Raw genomic sequence first — 18,602 nt, 5'->3', positions numbered from 1 at the left:
CCAGGCAACGCCCTACCCTTAACAGGTGACTTTGACTAAGATGCGCACCGCCGCCGCGAGCTCCCTCGCCGCCGCCGGTCTCCTGTTCTCCCTCGCCGCCTGTTCCGCGCCGGCCACCACCCAGCCAACCACCTCCGCACCGTCGCCCTCGGCCGCTGCCTCCTCCAGCGATGCTTCCGGTCCCTGCGACGGCGTGAAGGTCATCGTCGATTCGGGCGCCCTGAAGCAGGATGCCGCTGACACCAACGTCTGCGTGCCCGTGGACGGGCCCACGGTCGCTGCCGAGATCCTCGAAGAGGCAGACGTGGAAACCGAGGGCACCACGCAGTACCCCAGCGAACTGGTGTGCCGCGTCAACGGCGTGCCCGCCGCGGACTTCGACATCACCCACAAGGAGGGCACATACCGCGAAGAATGCCAGAGCATGCCCGCCGCCTTCGCCTACTGGGCACTCTGGGTGAAGCCGGCCTCCGGTGACTGGGCCTACGCCCAGGAAGGCCTGGCCACCCTGAAGGTGAGCCCCGGCGAGAGCCTGGAACTCCTCTTCACGGTCGACGGCGAACCGGCCGCCCCCGCGGCATGACCTTCCGGCCCGCGCCATTACGCGCCGCGGCGGCTCTCGCCGTCGTCTTCATCGTGGCGCGGGTCATCTACCGCATCCTTTTCAACGGGGCGGGCATCGGCGAGCCGGTCCTGCTCGACCTGCCGGCAATGCGCCTGCCTGCCCCGTACGCCCATGTGGTTTTCCTCGGCCCGGTGAGCGGACCCGGACTGTGGTCGGCGGTCCTGTCCGCCCTGCCGATTGCCGCGATGTTCCTCGGTTTCGGCCTGCTCAACGCCTTTGTGGACGTGGCCCGCGGCTTTGTCCACCTGGCCCGCCGCGGCCCGATGCAGGGCGTGGGGCGGATGCTCGTGGTGGCTTGGGCGGCGCTCCCCGCACTGGCCGACGCCGTCGCCTCCGTCCGCCTGGCGTTCCGGCTGCGGGGCGAACGCTTCGGCCCCCGCGCCCTGGTGCCCGTCCTCGAGCGCACCCTTGAGCACGCGGGCAGGGTTGCCGCGGCCCTGGAGCTGCGCGGCTTCGGGAGCAGTGCCGCGCACCGGCCCGGGAACGACGACGGCGGCCCGCTTCACGTGCGCGACGCCGAGTTCCGCATTGGTGATGCGCGGGTCAATGTCCCTGGCTTCACACCGCGGAGCGGGTCCATCACGGTGATCACCGGGCCCACGGGTTCCGGTAAATCCACCATCCTGCGGGGCATCGCCGGGCTCCTCTCCCACGTGGACGGCGGAGACATCTCCGGCACAGTGCGCGTTTCCGGATTGGACCGCGCCACCACGCCGCCGCGCGATACCGCCCAAGCCGTCGGCGTCGTCCTGCAGAATCCCCGTGCCGCCTTCGCCACCACGCGGGTCCGGGACGAAATCTCCCTGGCCCTTGAGTTGCGCGGCGTGCCGTCCGGGACCGCCAAAGCCCGGGTGCTGGAGGTGGCGGAGCGCATCGGCGTGACGGCACTCCTGGACCGGAACGTCAGCACCCTCTCCGCGGGCGAGGCAACGCTTGTCGCTATCGCCGCCGCGGTGGTGGAAGATCCGGCCCTGCTCCTGGTGGACGAGCCCCTGGCCGACCTCGACACCACAGCCCGCAGGCACGTCATCGCCGTGCTCAACACCCTGGCCCGCGACGCCGGCGTCTGCGTCATCGTGGCGGAGCACCGGGCGTCAGCGCTCGTCCCGGTGGCCGACTCCTGGTGGACCATCGACGGCGGCACCTTGATCCCGGCTGCAGGGGTTCCGGGTGCCGCAACGTCAACTTCGCAGCCTGTCGAAGCCCGCCAGATCCTTTCTCCGCCCGCTGACATCGCACCGGTGCTGACGGCGACTAACCTCGCCGTCCACCGCAAGGGCACCCCCTTGGTGCGCGACGCGTCCCTGACCCTGCACCGCGGTGAAGTGGTGGCCCTGGTGGGACCGAACGGTGCCGGGAAGTCGTCCCTCCTGGTGGCGCTGGCACTGGGCGAGGGCACCGGAAAAAAAGGAACACTAGGTGAAGGAATGGCCGACGGCGGCCGGGTCGCCCTGGTGCCGGACGCCTCGGACGACCTCTTCACCAGGGATACGGTGGCGGGCGAGCTGCATGCGGCCGAGCGTCGCCTTGCGCGACGAAAGAACGGCGGACAGCCCGCGCCCGGTTTTGCGGCGTCGCGCCTGGCCCGGCTGCGGGGCAGCGTCACGGTCCCCATCGGACACGAGCACCCCCGGGACCTCTCTGCAGGCGAGCGCCGGATCCTTGCCATCGCGCTGCAGACCATGGACGATCCCCAGGTCCTCCTGATCGATGAGCCCACCCGCGGACTCGATCCTGCGGCACGGACGGCCGTCGCGGAGGCGCTCCAGGCGGCATCGGACTCCGGCGCGGCGGTCCTGATCGCCACCCATGACCACGACTTTGCCCACAGCCTCGGCGCCCGGACCCTGCCGATGCGTGACGGCGTCGCACCTTCGTCCGAAGCGGCACCCGCCGAAGAACCCGAGCCGCTCCTCCCGCTCCCCCGGCACGCAGCCACCGGACCGGAACCGAGGCGCAGCGAACCAGACACCCACAGCGCGGCACGAAAGCGCCGCCTCCGGATGCCGCGCGGTGTCGAACTCGCCGTCCTCGCCGCCGCAAACCTCCTGGCCCTCGCCGCGTTCTGCTGGCCGCTGCTCGCCGCGGCACTTCCCCAGGACGCAGCCGCCGCCCTCCCCTACGCGGCGCTGGCAATCGCGCCGCTCGCCGTCGTCGCCATTGTTGTGTCTTTGGACGGCTCGGTCCGCTCGGCGCACACGGTGGCGCTGCTCGGCGTCCTGGCAGCTGTCGGTTCGGCGGTGCGGCTGGCGAGCACCGGCGTCGGGGGTGTGGAGGCTGTGTTTATCCTGCTGATCCTGGCCGGCCGGGCGTTCGGCGCCCAGTTCGGCATGCTGCTCGGTGCCGCCACCATCGCCCTCTCAAGTGCGTTGTGGGGCGGGATCGGCCCGTGGACACCTTTCCAGATTTTCGCCTGTGCGTGGGTGGGCGCCGGTGCCGGACTGCTCCCCCGCCGTGTGCGGGGCAAGGCGGAATTGTGGATGCTGTGCGGCTACGGCATTGTGGCGTCCTACCTGTTCGGCTTGCTGACCAACCTGTGGTTCTGGCCGTTCGCGGTGGGCGCCGGCACGGGCATCTCCTACGTGCCCGGCGCGCCGCTGGGCACCAACCTGAGCAGCTTCCTGCTGTACTCGCTGGTGACGTCGACGGCGGGCTGGGACACCCTGCGCGCCGTCACCACCATCATCGGCATCGCCGTGGTGGGGCGCGCGATCCTCGCGGCGCTGCGGCGGGTGAAGCCGGTCTCCAGCGCGGGCGGAGGTGCCGGCGGGCACGCCGCGCGGGCTTCATCCGACCAGGACAGGGACCGGCTGCACATTGGAGTTTGAGGACACCCGACACCGGACACCCTGGTCCCTGTCGGGGAGTCGCGCAAGCCGCGTCGCATTCAATGGGCTGAAGGGACGTCGCCTTGAAGGTCATAAAGGAGGATCCCTAGGATTCGCTATTTCCCGTGGATAGTCTGGGACAGGACGCCACCCGACGGAGGGTCAGTGAGAACGTGATGGAAGCAGTTGCTGCCGTAATCGGCCGGAACAACGTCACCATATCCGGCCGGGATGATGGGCCTGTCATGATGTTTGCCCACGGTTTCGGCTGCGATCAGGCTATGTGGCGGAAGCTGCTGCCCTATTTCGTTGATGATTACCGGTTGGTGCTTTTTGACCATGTAGGTGCAGGGCACTCCGACATCAGCGCCTATGACTGGGAGAAGTACGGGTCCCTGAACGGGTACGCGTCGGACCTGCTGGAGATTTGCGCCGCCCTTGAACTTGAGGACGTCATCCTGGTGGGCCATAGTGTCAGCACGATGATCGCCGTGATCGCCGCAGTGCAGGACCCCAACCGTTTCTCCCACCTGGTGCTGCTTGCTCCTTCACCCCGTCATACGGATGACCCGTACGACGGCTACGTGGGCGGCTTTTCGCGGGAAGACATCGAGGGCATGCTGGCATCCCTGGACAGCGACTATTTCGCCTGGGCCGCGGCCTTGGCGCCGCTGGTGATGGGCAACCCGCAGGAGCCGGAATTAGCGGAGGACCTGCGCGTCAGCTTCTGTCAGACAAATCCGTCTATTGCACGGCACTTCGCCGGGGTAACCTTTTTCTCCGACACCCGCCCTGAACTGAAAAAGTTACACACCAACTGCCTGATTCTGCAGTGCTCCAACGATCGGCTTGCCCCGCCGGAAGTGGGCGCCTACCTGCACGAGAATCTGGAACACAGCACCATAGTGCAGCTCCAGGCCACCGGACACTGCCCCCATGTCAGCGCCCCGGAGGAAACGGCCCGGGCGATTCTGCACTACCTCGACACCCACTCCTGACAGGTGACCTGCAGGATCCGGGTTCAGGCGAGTTTGGTTACCTGGTACGTGTGGCCGGCCGCGCGGAGTCGCTCTGTGAGCAGGTTGCCGAGTGCGGTGGCCGGTGTCAGCGACCCTTTCGCGGGCGGCAGCCGGTCACCGTCGAGGGCAAGAGCGAGTGCAGTCTCTCCTGCCATCACGGCGGTGGCGGCATAGCCGGGATCACCGGGGCCAGCAGCAATCGCCTGGTAACGCTGGCCGTGCTCGGTGCGGGCGCTCACCTGGGAGTGGAACCAGCCCGCGCGCTGCGTGCTGGTGCTCGGACCCGTCCCCGGGGCCGGAAGAAAGCGGTCGAGCACCCTGCGGGTGGGCGGGAAGGCCATCGCGCCCGTGAATGCCCGGAGCCCGAGTGCCATTGCCCTGGCTATGACCGCTCCTGCCGGCCCGGGGGCCACCCCCATCACCTCGCCGTACTGAAGGGAGCGGCCGTAGGCCCAGCCCTGCAGTGCGTTGCTGCGGCGCACTATCCGGGTGTTGAACGGGGCCATGATGAAAGGTGCGGTCCAGGTGCCGTCAGCGGAACGGCGCACAGGACCTGTGTCAGGCGGCTGTGGTGTTGTCGGCTCCCGGGTGCGGTCGGGGCTCAGGGCGTAGGGGTCCGCGGCTAATGTCCGTAGGGCGGTGCTCGATCGCATCGCATCGAGCTGCCCGCGCATCGATTCGAGTGTGCCGCCGCTGATGCCGGCCTTGGCCTTAGCAACGAGCTGGACCTCGACCAAACCGCCAGCGCCATCGGCTTCTGCCGCCTGATGCAGCAGCAGTACGGCGAGGTCGGACGGCACGGAGTCGTAGCCGCAGGAGTGCACGATCCTGGCCCCGGTCGCCCTGGCCAGGGCGTCATAGCGATCGATCGCCTCCCGGATGAAGGACACCTCACCGGCGAGGTCGGCGTAATGGGTACCGGCCCCGGCACAGGCCTCGACGACGGGCAGTCCGTATTTCGCGTAGGGACCGACGGTAGTGAAGAGCACGCGTGTGCTCGCAGCCAGGGCGGCGATTGAGTCCGCATCCTCCGAGTCGGCTTCGATAATTGCCCATCCGCGCGCCGCGGCCGGCAACTGCGACCGAACCGCCTCGAGCCTGGACGTGGACCGGCCCGCGAGTCCAACCCGGAGACCGGCCGGTGCATGCTCGGCGATGTAGGCGCCGATCAGCCTGCCAACGAAACCCGTCGCTCCATAGAGAACGAGGTCATACTCCCGAGATGAGGTGTCCATAACTGCAGCCTTTCACAGCGGCAACTGCACTCACACCTTGAAGTACTTCGCCTCCGGGTGGTGGAACACGAACGCGTCCGTGGACTGCTCAGGGTGCAGCATCAGCTCGTCGCTGAGGATCACGCCCATCCGCTCCGGCTTCAGAAGCTCCGTTACCTTGCGGCGGTCCTCCATGTCCGGGCAGGCGGGGTAGCCGAGCGAGAACCGGGCACCGCGGTAGTCGAGCTTGAAATACCCTGCCGTGTCCTTCGGCTCCTCGGCCGCGAAGCCCAGCTCCTTGCGGATGCGGGCGTGCCAGAACTCGGCCAGCGCCTCGGTGAGCTGCATGACCAGGCCGTTGAGCTCGTAGTAGTCGCGGTACTGGTTGGCGGCGAACATTTTGGAGGTGAACTCCTCGATCTTCGAGCCGGCGGTGACCAGCTGGACCGGCAGCACGTCGATCTGCCCGGATTCGCGGGACTTCACAAAGTCGGCAAGGCACAGGTGCCGGTCTCGGCGCTGGCGCGGGAAATCGAAGCTCAGCCGGTCGGTGCCGATCGGACCGCCTGAACCACCGTCCGGGGCGAGGAGCCCCGCAGTGCCCAGGACGCCGTCGCGATCCTCCCCGTGGTGCAGCACCACCACCTGCTCCCCCTCGGAGACGACGGGGAAGTAGCCGTAGGCGACGGACGCGTCCAGCATGCCCTCACCGAGGATGCGGTCCAGCCAGTAGCGCAGGCGCGGCCGGCCCTCGCGTTCCACCAGTTCCTCGTAGGAGGCGCCGTCCTCGCCGCGCCCGGGCTTGAGCCCCCACTGCCCCATGAACGTGGCGCGCTCGTCGAGGAATGCTGAGTAGTCGTGGAGCGAGACGCCGCGCACAATGCGTGTGCCCCAGAACGGCGGGGCGGGCACGGGATTGTCGGTGGCGACGTCGGACCGGCCGGGCATCGCTTCCGGCTCGGTCACCGTGAACTTCGCGCCGCCTTTGTGGATGCGCTTCTTCAAAGGCGGCAGGCCGACGTCGTCCGGCGATTCGCCGCGGGCCACGCGGACCAGCGGCTCCATGAGGGAAAGGCCCTCGAAGGCGTCCTTGGCGTACCGGACCACGCCGTCAAACTGCTCGGCCAGGTCCTGCTCCACGTAGGCCCGGGTGAGGGCTGCGCCGCCGAGGATGATGGGCCACTTCTTGGCCAGGCCGCGGGACTGCAGCTCGGCGAGGTTTTCCTTCATCACCACGGTGGATTTCACCAGCAGGCCGGACATGCCGATCACGTCCGCGTTGTGTTCCTCAGCTGCGGCCATGATCTCCGCTATGCCCTGCTTGATGCCGATGTTGACCACTTTGTAGCCGTTGTTGGTGAGGATGATGTCCACCAGGTTCTTGCCGATGTCGTGCACGTCGCCGCGCACGGTGGCGATCACCATGGTGCCCTTGCCGGAGGAATCCGACTTCTCCATGTGCGGCTCGAGCAGGGCGACGGCGTTCTTCATCACCTCGGCGGACTGCAGCACGAACGGCAGCTGCATCTCGCCGGCGCCGAAGCGCTCGCCCACCACCTTCATGCCCTCGAGCAGGTGGTCGTTGATGATGCCGAGCGGGGTCATGCCCTCGCTGCGCGCCAGGTCCAGGTCCTCTTCAAGGCCCTTGCCCTCGCCGTCGATGATGCGCCGTTCCAGGCGGGCGCCCGTGGGCAGCGCCGCGAGTTCGGCGGCGCGCTGGTCCTTGAGCGCTGCGGTGTCGACGCCGGCGAACATGTCCAGCATGATGGCCAGCGGATCGTAGGTGGTGTTGCCGTCGGCATCGTATTCGCGGCGGTCCCAGACAAGGTCCAGGGCCACCTTGCGCTGTTCTTCCGGCAGGGAGGCGAGCGGCACGATCTTGGCGGCGTCGATGATGCCGCTGGTCAGGCCAGCCTGCACGGCCTCGTGCAGGAACACGGAGTTCAGGACGACGCGCGCTGCGGGGTTCAGGCCGAAGGACACGTTGGAGACGCCGAGCGTGGTGTTGATGCCGGGGTACTTCGCGGTGATCTGGCGGATGGCCTCGATGGTTTCGATGCCGTCCCGGCGGGTTTCTTCCTGGCCGGTGGCGACGGGGAAGGTCAGGCAGTCGACGATGATGTCCTCGACGCGCATCCCCCATTCGCCCACCAGGGCGTCAACGAGGCGGGAGGCGATGGCCACCTTGCCCTCAGTGGTGCGTGCCTGGCCCTCTTCGTTGATGGTCAGGGCGATCACGGCGGTGCCGTGTTCCTTCACGAGCGGCATGATGCGCGCGAAGCGGCTGTCCGGGCCGTCGCCGTCCTCGTAGTTGACGGAGTTGACCACCGGGCGCCCGCCGATGTGCTCGAGCCCGGCCTGAAGTACGGCCGGTTCGGTGGAGTCCATGACGAGGGGGAGGGTGGAGGCCGACGCGAAACGCGACACGATCTCCTTCATGTCGGCCACGCCGTCGCGCCCCACGTAGTCGATGCAGACGTCCAGCAGGTGCGCGCCGACGCGGATCTGCTCGCGGGCGATGTCCACGCAGTCGTCCCAGCGCTCCTCGAGCATGGCCTGGCGGAACGCCTTCGAGCCGTTCGCGTTGGTGCGTTCGCCGATGGCGAGGTAGGAGGCGTCCTGGTCGAAATTCACGTGCTGGTAGAGGGAGGCGACGCCGGCTTCCCGCTCGGTGGGGACGCGGGCGGGCTGTGTCTTGCCGTCCCCGGCGGCGGCCGTGTTGGTGCCTCTGGCGGCGTTGCGGAAGGGCGCAAGGCGTTCGACGACGGCGGCCATGTGCTCCGGCGTCGTGCCGCAGCAGCCGCCCACCAGGCCCAGGCCGAATTCGCGCACGAACTGTTCGTGTGCGGTGGCGAGTTCAGTGGGAGTGAGCGGGTAGTGCGCGCCGTTGGCGCCGAGGATGGGCAGGCCGGCGTTGGGCATGCAGGCGATGGCGACGGAGGACTGCTTGGAGAGGTGGCGGAGGTGCTCGCTCATCTCGTCCGGGCCGGTGGCGCAGTTCAGGCCGATGGCGTCGACGCCGAGCGGCTCGAGCGCGGTGAGCGCGGCGCCGATCTCGGAGCCCATCAGCATGGTCCCGGTGGTCTCGACGGTCACCTCGACGAAGATGGGGAGCCGAATGCCGCGGGACACGATGGCCTGCTTGCAGCCGTTGACCGCGGCTTTAGTCTGCAGGAGGTCCTGGCTGGTCTCGATGAGGAAGGCGTCCGCTCCCCCGTCGATGAGGCCCTCGGCCTGCAGGGCGAAGGTCTGCTTAAGGTAGTCGTAGGTGGTGTGGCCGAGGCTGGGGAGCTTGGTGCCCGGGCCCATGGAGCCCAGGACCCAGCGCATGCGCCCGTCTGTTTTTTCTGCCGCTTCGGCGCGGTCGCGGGCGATCTGGGCACCCTTGCGGGCGAGTTCCTCGATGCGGTCGTCGATGCCGTAGTCCGAGAGGTTGGACCAGTTGGCGCCGAAGGTGTTGGTTTCGACGGCGTCGATGCCCGTGGCGAAGTAGGCGTCATGGATATCCGCGAGGACGTCCGGGCGGGTGTCATTGAGGATCTCGTTGCAGCCTTCCAGGCCCTGGAAGTCGTCCTCGAGCGACAGGTCCCGGCCCTGCAGCATCGTGCCCATCGCGCCATCGGCAATAACGACCCGGTGGTTCACGGCGTCCAGGAGTTCCTGCGAACGGGCAGGGCAGGGCACGGACTCAATATCAAGCGCAAAACGAGGCATCTAAACAGGTTACGGGCGACACGCCGAAACATTGCTTCGTATGTCAGTGTGCTACGACGGCGGGGGAGGGTGGTTCTCGTGGGATGCCCGCGAGAACCACGCCTACAGCCGAGGGAATGAAGTGCGGATACGTAAGGTGGCATTCCTCTTCCCCCGGCTTCTCCGTCATCCGGTAGTTCCAGCACCGTCCCCGCCACATCAGAGGGCTCCGGCACCGTGTTTGCCGGCATCGCCCACGATTTGATTCCCACGACGATAAGCCGTCCTCACTGCCGTACGTGCGCACGGCAGCGTCATCAGCCGCTCCATCGACTTTCGGGCGTATTCCAGTCGTGTGCCTACGGGAGGACTTGCTCGTCGAGGAGATCTATTAGTAGTGGCAAGGACTAGGATCTTGCTTATGCCTGACTATGACTTCCGCTCGCTCTCACCCATTGATTTTGAAGTCTTTGTGCGGGATCTAGTCAATGCCCACCTAGGGCTGGAGATGGTGACTTTTGCTATAGGGCCCGATGGCGGGATTGACCTACGCGATGCCACGACTCACAAACTTCCAATAGTGGCACAGTGCAAACATAGACCTGATGCGACTAAGGCAGCCCTGAAAGCAGCTGCCCGCAAGGAAGTGGAAAAGCTTGAGGGAACCAAGCTCGCCCAATACCTGTTCGTAGTCTCAGCGGCGTTGAGTCCTGATGCAGAGTTAGAAATTCTAAATGAGCTTGCCGAGTTGGACACCACAAGCATCCAAATCTGGCATAAAGGCAAGTTGAACCAAGTACTAACCGATAATCGGCGGGTCGAAGAGACGCACTTTAAATTATGGTTGTGCAGCTCCACCGCTTTGGACCGCTTGGTTAACGGAGGCGCTTGGAAACGAAGCGAAGAGTTGGTCCATCGGGTAGTGGAAAGAGCTCGCCTTTACGTCCATACCCCGGCATACGGCGAAGCACTAAGAATCCTCGATGAAACCAATTCTCTGATAATCACCGGGCCTCCAGGGGTGGGAAAAAGCACCATTGCCGAGATGTTGTTACTGGCTCACTGGCACAACGGTTGGCGTGTTGCCAATATAACTTCTGACGTCGATAAAGCTTGGCGTCAGATCCGCGACGATGAAGAAAGGATCATCTTCTTTTACGATGACTTTCTCGGTCAGGCAAGCACCGCAGAACTGCACAAGAACGAAGGCGGTGAAATATCCAGTCTCCTAGATGCCGTTCGTCGCCACGGAGGAAGATCCAGAGTTATTTTGACTAGCCGCGAACAATTGTTTGGTGCAGCTATAACAGGAAGCGATGATCGCTTGAGGCGAATGGCGGATAACGGGTCAAAACTCCGCATTGAACTTTCAGCTGTCAGTCGGCAAAATAAGGCAGAAATGCTTTTCAATCACCTATATTTTGGCTTCGAAGATGAAAACGTGCGCACTCAGCTATCTACTGATATGCGATACAGGGAAGTTGTCGACCATGGAGGGTTCAATCCGCGAATACTTGAATCCGTTACCCTATTAACTAAACACAAGACCGTTGATGAGTTCTATACGGCAATGCTTGGAGCATTAGCGAACCCTGACCTGATTTGGTCTGGAAGCTTTCAGCAATTGCCTCGCTTGGCCGTCGATATTTTGTTGCAGCTAGCGGCACACCCCGGTACGCATATGCGGATTGACGAGCTTCGCCTAGCAGTATCGATCACCGACGAACGTGACTGGATTCCTGCATTGAAGATTCTTGAGTCAACCTGGATTCGCCTGTATCCCACATCCGGTCCAGTCGCCTTCGTCTCACTCTTCGACGCCAGCCGAAGAGACTTCCTACTTCGCCGAATAGAAGAACCACACTATCTCCAAGCGGTGCTGGGCAGCCTGGCAGATTGCGGTCAGCTCGCCTATCTCCTTCGTTTGTCCGGCTATCTGGAAGATCGTCTCTCCGAACCATTGCAGACCCCGCGATCCCAATTGAAGCAGAGTCTCTCTCATCATCTGCTGGAATTGGACCAGCTCGTTCGCGACACGGGAGTCAAGCAGATCAACAACGCCGAGCGCGAGGAGAGCCTTCGCAAGATCAACCGGCAGCTGAAACGATCGGAGGCACTGGCTAAAGGCGAATCTGGACACTGGTCGTTAGAATCCCATCTTGAACGGCTTATTGCTTTGACGGAAGTCGCTGCCATCGTCTTTGACTCTCCGTTTGATTTATCACGCAGTATTGCTTTTCTTCAACGCCAACTAGTGATTCTCGACGAACTTTTGGATGGCAGGGCAGCGCCGGATGCTCCACAACTCTTCCGTCTGGCCTCATACCTTGCATCCGAGAATGCTCCAGCCTTGACTCTGGCCGCGATTCCTCATTTGCTGGACAAGGCATTTGAAAATGTGACTCAATCGAGTGAACTTCTGGCCTACGAGGGCGTCCCTGCCTGGTTTCGGAACGGACCGTACAAAGAAGCGGGCGACCATAACCTGCAACAAGCTCTTGACTGGGAGGAGGACGCAATCCGACAACAGAGCCCCGACGCTGAACTGATGCAATCCATGCTCGACGAACTGGCTTCAGTCGCTGAACAACTGAACGTCCCCGTCTACCTCGATTCAATCCAGGAACGTATCGATGAAATTAAGGGGTCTTCACAACCTGACTATGACTCCCCTGGCTGGAATCCGAAGCGGTCGTCACAGGACCTCGACGGCACGGACGAGGACCTCCGGCAACTCTTTCTGAAGCTTGCTTGAACGGGAAGCTCACGCTGCTAAGTCAATGTTTGCTCGTACAGGTCGCTCACGAAACTTGCGGGTCGACCTTCCTACAGTCGACTACTCCTCAAATACCCGTCCTGTTGACTTGTAACAAGGAGAAGCCCTGCGGACGATACCGACTCTTCGGGGCGTGGGCGCTCCGTGAAACACCTTATCTATGTCCGGTCAACTACAAGAGTCGCTTGAGAGGCAACACCGGGGCTTTTCGAAGAAGTCCAATCAGTTGCAAAGAAGTCCCCCCACGCTGTGGGGCTACGCCACTTCGAGTTTGTTTGCTCACAAAGTGACCGTCTTCAAAGTCAAGTACAGTGATTCGCTGTTTGAGCCGTGACCCGGAAAACTGGCTCAGATCCAACATGTAAGCTTCAAAGCGCGAACCCGCCTGATGCGCATCTGAGACACCTGAGTCTACAAGATGAATCATTCGGACATCCATTAGATCCGTCAGGAGACTGTATAGCTTGGGGGCCTGTTCCTTGTCTCGATATGCAACCAGAAAGTACGTATAGGACTCTTCGTCCAGACAGAAACTTCTGACCTTCCTGAGCGTCAAGAGAGTTCGCTCGGCGACCCCGCTATTCACGGCCATGTCCTCTTCAAGTTCCTGTATTTTTGAGCTTGCGGCATCCCCTGCGGCCTGATTGACGTCTTGGACACCAGTAGCCCGAGCATTCACCCGTCGCCGCGTCCGGTTTATGGCGCTCACAGCTAGCACCATGTAGTCCCTCGGGACTGCCCCGGACGCCAAGACTAGTCGGTCAAGTGCAGACCTGGTGAAAATGCGTGAAAGCGCTGAGATTCCCACGCGGCGCGCGTATTCCGCCAGTATTCCTTCGAGAAAATTACTTGCTTTTTCTGGATCCTGTAGCGTCACATCCAAGTCAATCAAGTCGGCGTCCTGACCGCTCTGCAGCCCCATCGGCGGGGACGCTTGCCACCAATTTGTAAGATGTCGGATTGAAGCGATCTTCAACCAAATATTCGAGTCGCGCACAGCACCGTGGATCATGTCCAAGAGTAGCGGCTGCGTATCCCTGGGCACGTAGTAAAAATCATCAATGAAGGCGAAGACCCGTACACCCTCAACCCCTAGGTATTGGGCAAGTGCACGCTGAGCACGAGGGACTAGCCGCTGAGCCTCATCAGTTGAGGTAACATCCTTGGCCAACATTGAGCGTATCTGTTCGTGCATTTCAGTGAGAGTTAACGCCAGCGACGAGCGCGCAGAAACCATCTGCCGCTCCGCAATCACTGAACTGAAAATATCGTCAAGGATGAATAGGAAAATTCGTTGAGGTGTTTCATGCCGGAGGGTTTGGACGTTCGTCCAAGACATCACTGCATCCTCACCAACAAGCTGCCTGCGCGCCTCCATCATCAAAGCAGATTTTCCAGCTCCACGGCGACCGAACACGAGATGATGCCGGCTTGCTGTAACAGTAGAAAGGCTTGCTCTCGCATCGGGAACGTAGACGAGGCTGGGCTCCACGCTTGAGACGCGCGACTTTGCGCTGATCAAGCGTATGAGGTCATCAACGCGAGGATCATTCATCCCCGTAAGCTGACTCGCCTTAGATACTGGACCAGTTTCATTGACTTTTCGAATCACCAGAAATATTGGCAGGGAGTCTTCGTCTTGGAATTCGTTTTCTATACTGCCAGAAATATCCACAGCTCGAGGAAAATCAGATGCCTTGACGTATACAACGACGTTGATTTCATCAGGGTATGGCTTTAATTCAATCGAAGATAGCTCAATCCCCTCACGAGCGAAGACCGTGCGAAGAGCTTCATCAATTGTGATCGCTGTTTTTCTCATGAGTAGGGATTGCCCTTCGAAGTGACATAATGTCTAGAATTTTGGACAAACGCCAGCGCGACTGGACGTAGGTCCCTTGCCGCAGCTTTGAAGTAAGAACTAGCCTTTGGATATTGCTCATAATCGGCTTCGTTGCGTAGTAAGCGCGCGTTCTTAAGTTCATTGCTTGCAAGACTTTGATTCGGATAATCATTTGGTACGCCCTTCTGGGACAACACCGTGTGCTGCTCATGATCGTCCCCACCTAGGCTTTGAAATGATGCAGCCCGCATCGAGTGGTACATTGCGTAGTAGTACCTAGCTATAGCGGGGCGCGACATATCAAATCTCGATCGCATAAGACGTTCAGCCATGTCGATGAACTCATCAGCGAGATCAAGACGGTCGGCGACAGTTTGTGCCATAACGTCGTCCAGAGGCCGCGACAGTGCCGCCTCGATTGTCACGCCTTCCTTCCAGAGCTCCAACATTTTTGAGGGAGCTTTGCTGACTCTTTGAAGACGTGTCTCCAAGGCTGTTAGCGCCACGTCATTCCTCCTGCATACGTGATTCTTTAGCTTGATCGTACCCGTGTCTTTCAGAGTGCATCGCAACCAGCCGCTATGACTGTGTGGACTGAGCCGATGGTCGGCGTGCCCTACCTTCCCAAGCACTCTGTATGCACTGACTGGCATTAGGAATATGTGCGTCACTTTTCCTGACGATGGTTGCAAGATCCTTAACGAGGCTACGGAGTCAGCGCGGCTTCACACACATACGACTCCACCTAACTTGGCTAAACATGCAACAGGCAGAACTGTGGGCACCCTGTTTCTATCGAGCTACACCTCCGCCGCCGGAGCCGCGAACTGGGCCTCGTAAAGCCGCGCATACGCTCCGCCGGCAGCCAGCAGCGACGCGTGCGTGCCCTGCTCCACGATCTGGCCGGCCTCCATCACCAGGATGAGGTCGGCATCGCGGATGGTGGAGAGGCGGTGCGCGATCACAAAGGAAGTCCGGTCGGACCGCAGCGCACTCATCGCCTTCTGCACCAGCACCTCGGTCCGGGTGTCCACCGAAGACGTCGCCTCATCCAGGATCAGAACCGACGGTTGCGCGAGGAACGCCCGCGCGATCGTCAGCAGCTGCTTCTCCCCCGCGGACACGTTGGCGCCCTCGTCGTCCAGCACGGTGTCGTACCCGTCGGGCAGCGACCGCACGAACCGGTCCACATACGTCGCCCGCGCCGCCTCCAGAATCTCGTCCTCAGTAGCAATGGGGCGACCATACGCAATGTTGTCCCGGATGGTCCCGCCGAACAGCCACGTATCCTGCAGCACCATCCCCAGCCGCGAGCGCAGCTCGCGCCGCGGCACCGAGGTGACGTCCACGCCGTCGAGCGTTATCCGCCCCGCATCCAGCTCGTAGAACCTCATCATCAGGTTCACCAGCGTGGTCTTGCCCGCCCCGGTGGGCCCCACAATCGCCACCGTCTGCCCCGGCTCCGCCACCAAAGACAGCCCGGAGATCAGCGGCTTGTCCGGCGAATACGAGAAGGACACGTCCTCGAACACCAGCCGCCCCCGCCCGAACACCGGCCCGGCAGAAGGGGCAGGATCCTCCGATTCCTCAGATTCATCCAGCAGCTCGAACACCCGCTCCGCCGACGCCACCCCTGACTGCAGCACATTCGCCATGGACCCCAGCTGCGCCAGCGGCATGGTGAACTGCCGCGAGTACTGGATGAACGCCTGCACATCGCCCAGCTGCATCGCGCCGGACGCAACCTGCAGCCCGCCCACCACCGCGATCCCCACGTACACCAGGTTCCCGATGAACGTCATGGCCGGCATGATCAGCCCGGAAATGAACTGCGCGCCGAAGCTCGCCTCATACAGCTCCGCGTTCTTCTGCCGGAACCGCTCCTCCACCTCGCGCTGCCGGCCGAACACCTTCACCAGCGCATGCCCGGTATACGTTTCCTCGATCTGCCCATTTAACTCACCTGTGTTCTTCCACTGCGCCACAAAGAGCTTCTGCGAGCGCTTGGCAATCAGCGCCGTGATCCCCAGCGTCAGCGGAATGGTCACCAGCGCGATCAGCGCCAGCGTGGGCGAAAGGATGAACATCATCACCAGCACGCCCAGCACCGTCAGCACGGACGTGACCGCCTGGCTGATGGTCTGCTGCAGGCTCTGCGAGATGTTGTCCACGTCGTTCGTCACCCGGCTGAGCAGCTCGCCGCGCTGGATCGAGTCGAAATACCGCAGCGGCAGCCGGTGAATCTTCGCCTCGACCTCCCCGCGCAGCCCGAACACCGTCCGTTGCACCACCCCGTTCAGCACATACGCCTGCACCCACATAAACGCCGACGACAGCACATACAGCACCAGCGCCCACGTCAGCACATTGCCCAGCGCGGCGAAGTCGATCCCCTGCCCCGGCGTCAGGTTCATGGCACTGAGCATGTCCGCGCGCTGCCCCTCCCCGGACGCCCGCAGCTGCGCGATCAGCTGCTCCTTGCTCACCCCGGCGGGCAGCTCCCGGGACACCACCCCGGCGAAGATCAGGTTGGTGCCCTCCCCCAGCAGCCGCGGTCCGATCACCGAGAGCGCCACCCCGGCCACCGCCGTCACGAACACCAGCAGCAGCCACGCCCGCTCCGGCCGCAGCTTCCCCAGTAGCCGTTTGGCGGACGGCCAGAAGTTCATCGCCTTCTCCGCCGGGACGTTCATTCCCGCGAACGGCCCGCCCCTTCCCGGTCCGCCCACCGGACGGGGAATGCGTACGACGCCGGCGCCTCCGGTTGCGGAGGCGGGTGCGGCTTTGGTGCCGGTTCCGGGCGAGGGCTGGCGGCTCATACCGTCTCCTCCGCCGCCAGCTGGGAGGAGACGATCTCGCGGTACGTCTCCGACGTCTCCAGCAGCTCACTGTGCGTTCCGCGCCCCACGATCCTGCCGTCGTCGAGCACTAGGATCTGGTCCGCATCCACGATGCTGGAGACGCGCTGGGCGATGATCACCAGCGTGGCGCCGGCGGTGCTGCGCTTGAGGGCCTGGCGGAGCCGGGCGTCGGTGCCGGTGTCCAGAGAGGAGAAGGAATCGTCGAAGATATACAGCTCGGGCCGCTTCACCAGGGCCCGGGCAATGGCCAGCCGCTGCCGCTGCCCGCCGGAGACGTTGGTGCCGCCCTGGCTGATGGGCGCGTCCAGTCCTTCGTCCATCCGCTCCACGAAGTCCCTGGCCTGGGCGATTTCCAGGGCAGTCCAGAGCTCGTCCTCGGTGGCGTCCGGCTTGCCGTAGAGCAGGTTGCTGCGCACCGTGCCGCTGAACAGGTAGGGCCGCTGCGGGACCAGGCCTATGTGCCCCCAGAGCAGGTCCGGGTGCAGCTCGCGCACGTCCACGCCGTCCATCCGCACCGAGCCTTCCGTGGCGTCGAACAGCCGGGGCATGAGGTTCACCAGGGTGGTCTTGCCGGAGCCGGTGCTGCCGATGATCGCCGTCGTCTGCCCCGCCCTGGCGGTGAAGCTGATGCCGGAGAGGACGGGCTGGTCGGCACCCGGGTAGGCGAATCCGACGTCGCGCATTTCCAACTCGCCGCGGCGCCGCCCGTCGGGAGACACAGCACTGCTCAGGGGGTTGGCGGGCGGCCGGACGCTCGACTCGGTGCGCAGCACCTCGCCGATCCGGTCCGCGGAGACGGCGGCGCGCGGGATCATCACGGCCATGAACGTGGCCATCATGACGGACATCAGGATCTGGATCAGGTAGCTCAGGAACGCGATGAGCGTGCCCACCTGCATGGAGCCGTCCTGGATGCGGAACGAGCCGAACCAGATCACGGCCACGCTGGACACGTTCAGCACCAGCATCACCACCGGGAACGCGAGCGCCATCAGCCGGCCGGCGCGGAGGGCGGTGTCCGTGACGTCCTCGTTGGCACGGGCGAAGCGTTCCGTCTCGATGTCCTCGCGGACGAAGGCGCGGACCACGCGGATGCCGGTGAGCTGCTCGCGGAGGACACGGTTCACGGTGTCGATCCGCTTCTGCATCTTGCGGAACAGCGGCACCATCCGGGCGGTGATCAGGCCGACGGCGGTGAGCAGCACCGGGACGGCGACGGCGATCAGCCAGGACAGCTGCGCGTCCTGCCGCACGGCCATGATCACGCCGCCGATGCTGAGCATGGGCGCGGTGACCAGCATGGTGGCGGACATAAGCACCAGCTGCTGGACCTGCTGGACGTCGTTGGTGGACCTGGTGATGAGGCTGGGTGCGCCGAACCTGGTGACTTCCTGCTCGGAGAACTCCCCCACGCGTTTGAAGATCGCGCCGCGGAGGTCCCGGCCCACGCCCATGGCCGCCTTCGCCGCGAAGTACACCGCGATCACCGCGCACACGATCTGCAGCAGGGTGATCCCCAACATCACGGCACCCAGGCTGAGGATGTAGCCGATGTTCGCCTTGGCCACGCCCTCGTCGATGATGTCCGCGTTCAGGGTGGGCAGGTACAGGGACGCGACGGACTGTGCCAGCTGGAAAATAACGACGGCGAGCAGCAGCGTGCGGTGCGGCCGCAAGTATTCAACAAGCAGCTTCCAGAGCATGGGCGGCTCCTGACACAGTGTCCACAAGAGGTGGTGCGAA

10 protein-coding genes are annotated in these 18,602 nt (G+C 63.5%); 4 read left to right on the top strand and 6 right to left on the bottom strand.

Annotated elements, in window-relative coordinates:
* The first annotated feature begins 25 nt into the window (after nt 1–25).
* The 3 genes from IEX33_RS15050 (at nt 26) to IEX33_RS15040 (ending at nt 4,451) form a co-directional block, all read left to right on the top strand.
* Nucleotides 26–583, top strand: coding sequence for a hypothetical protein (locus IEX33_RS15050; RefSeq protein WP_229675401.1), 558 nt, complete (start codon nt 26–28; stop codon nt 581–583).
* Nucleotides 580–3,453 carry an ATP-binding cassette domain-containing protein gene (locus tag IEX33_RS15045; protein ID WP_188731489.1) on the top strand — a complete coding sequence of 958 codons (2,874 nt, stop codon included), beginning with the start codon at nt 580–582 and terminating at the stop codon, nt 3,451–3,453. The genes IEX33_RS15050 and IEX33_RS15045 overlap by 4 nt, the downstream gene beginning before the upstream one ends.
* Nucleotides 3,454–3,626: 173 nt before the next feature.
* Nucleotides 3,627–4,451, top strand: coding sequence for an alpha/beta fold hydrolase (locus IEX33_RS15040; RefSeq protein ID WP_229675419.1), 825 nt, complete (start codon nt 3,627–3,629; stop codon nt 4,449–4,451).
* A gap of 23 nt (nt 4,452–4,474) precedes the next feature.
* Here the strand turns inward: IEX33_RS15040 and IEX33_RS15035 are convergent, their stop codons facing one another.
* Together IEX33_RS15035 and metH are read right to left on the bottom strand one after the other, a co-directional pair.
* On the bottom strand, nt 4,475–5,707 hold the full coding sequence (locus IEX33_RS15035) for a saccharopine dehydrogenase family protein (RefSeq protein ID WP_188731485.1): 1,233 nt from the start codon (nt 5,705–5,707) through the stop codon (nt 4,475–4,477).
* A gap of 30 nt (nt 5,708–5,737) precedes the next feature.
* Nucleotides 5,738–9,400 (bottom strand): methionine synthase, encoded by a 3,663-nt coding sequence (gene metH / locus IEX33_RS15030; RefSeq protein WP_188731482.1) that lies wholly within the window; start codon nt 9,398–9,400, stop codon nt 5,738–5,740.
* A 400-nt stretch (nt 9,401–9,800) separates the two neighbouring features.
* Between metH and IEX33_RS15025 the strand changes: the two genes are divergently transcribed.
* Nucleotides 9,801–12,134, top strand: a complete 2,334-nt coding sequence (locus IEX33_RS15025) for an nSTAND3 domain-containing NTPase (RefSeq protein WP_188731480.1) — start codon at nt 9,801–9,803, stop codon at nt 12,132–12,134.
* A 193-nt stretch (nt 12,135–12,327) separates the two neighbouring features.
* Here IEX33_RS15025 and IEX33_RS15020 read toward each other — a convergent pair whose 3' ends face one another.
* The 4 genes from IEX33_RS15020 to IEX33_RS15005 form a co-directional block, all read right to left on the bottom strand.
* On the bottom strand, nt 12,328–13,977 hold the full coding sequence (locus tag IEX33_RS15020; RefSeq protein WP_188731478.1) for a hypothetical protein: 1,650 nt from the start codon (nt 13,975–13,977) through the stop codon (nt 12,328–12,330).
* Nucleotides 13,974–14,504, bottom strand: a complete 531-nt coding sequence (locus IEX33_RS15015) for a HEPN domain-containing protein (protein ID WP_188731476.1) — start codon at nt 14,502–14,504, stop codon at nt 13,974–13,976. Before IEX33_RS15015 ends, IEX33_RS15020 begins: the two co-directional genes overlap by 4 nt.
* 294 nt (nt 14,505–14,798) lie before the next feature.
* The gene (locus IEX33_RS15010) at nt 14,799–16,817 is read right to left on the bottom strand and encodes an ABC transporter ATP-binding protein (RefSeq protein WP_308421985.1); all 2,019 of its coding nucleotides are present in this window, start codon (nt 16,815–16,817) and stop codon (nt 14,799–14,801) included.
* A complete protein-coding gene (locus tag IEX33_RS15005) occupies nt 16,814–18,562 on the bottom strand; it encodes an ABC transporter ATP-binding protein (RefSeq protein ID WP_188731474.1) in 1,749 nt (582 codons plus the stop codon). Before IEX33_RS15005 ends, IEX33_RS15010 begins: the two co-directional genes overlap by 4 nt.
* Nucleotides 18,563–18,602 lie beyond the last annotated feature (40 nt).

Source organism: Pseudarthrobacter scleromae, assembly GCF_014644515.1.
GTDB classification, from domain to species: Bacteria; Actinomycetota; Actinomycetes; order Actinomycetales; family Micrococcaceae; genus Arthrobacter; species Arthrobacter scleromae.
The sequence above is the reverse complement of the archived record's forward strand: the minus strand, read 5'-3'. Positions and strand labels throughout refer to the sequence as shown.

Excerpts from the sequence above, each read along its gene's own strand:
- IEX33_RS15025 (WP_188731480.1), top strand. The coding sequence starts at position 9,801 with ATGCCTGACTATGACTTCCGCTCGCTCTCACCCATTGATTTTGAAGTC.
- IEX33_RS15020 (WP_188731478.1), bottom strand. The coding sequence starts at position 13,977 with ATGAGAAAAACAGCGATCACAATTGATGAAGCTCTTCGCACGGTCTTC.
- IEX33_RS15045 (WP_188731489.1), top strand. The coding sequence starts at position 580 with ATGACCTTCCGGCCCGCGCCATTACGCGCCGCGGCGGCTCTCGCCGTC.
- IEX33_RS15010 (WP_308421985.1), bottom strand. The coding sequence starts at position 16,817 with ATGAGCCGCCAGCCCTCGCCCGGAACCGGCACCAAAGCCGCACCCGCC.
- IEX33_RS15005 (WP_188731474.1), bottom strand. The coding sequence starts at position 18,562 with ATGCTCTGGAAGCTGCTTGTTGAATACTTGCGGCCGCACCGCACGCTG.
- IEX33_RS15035 (WP_188731485.1), bottom strand. The coding sequence starts at position 5,707 with ATGGACACCTCATCTCGGGAGTATGACCTCGTTCTCTATGGAGCGACG.
- metH (WP_188731482.1), bottom strand. The coding sequence starts at position 9,400 with ATGCCTCGTTTTGCGCTTGATATTGAGTCCGTGCCCTGCCCTGCCCGT.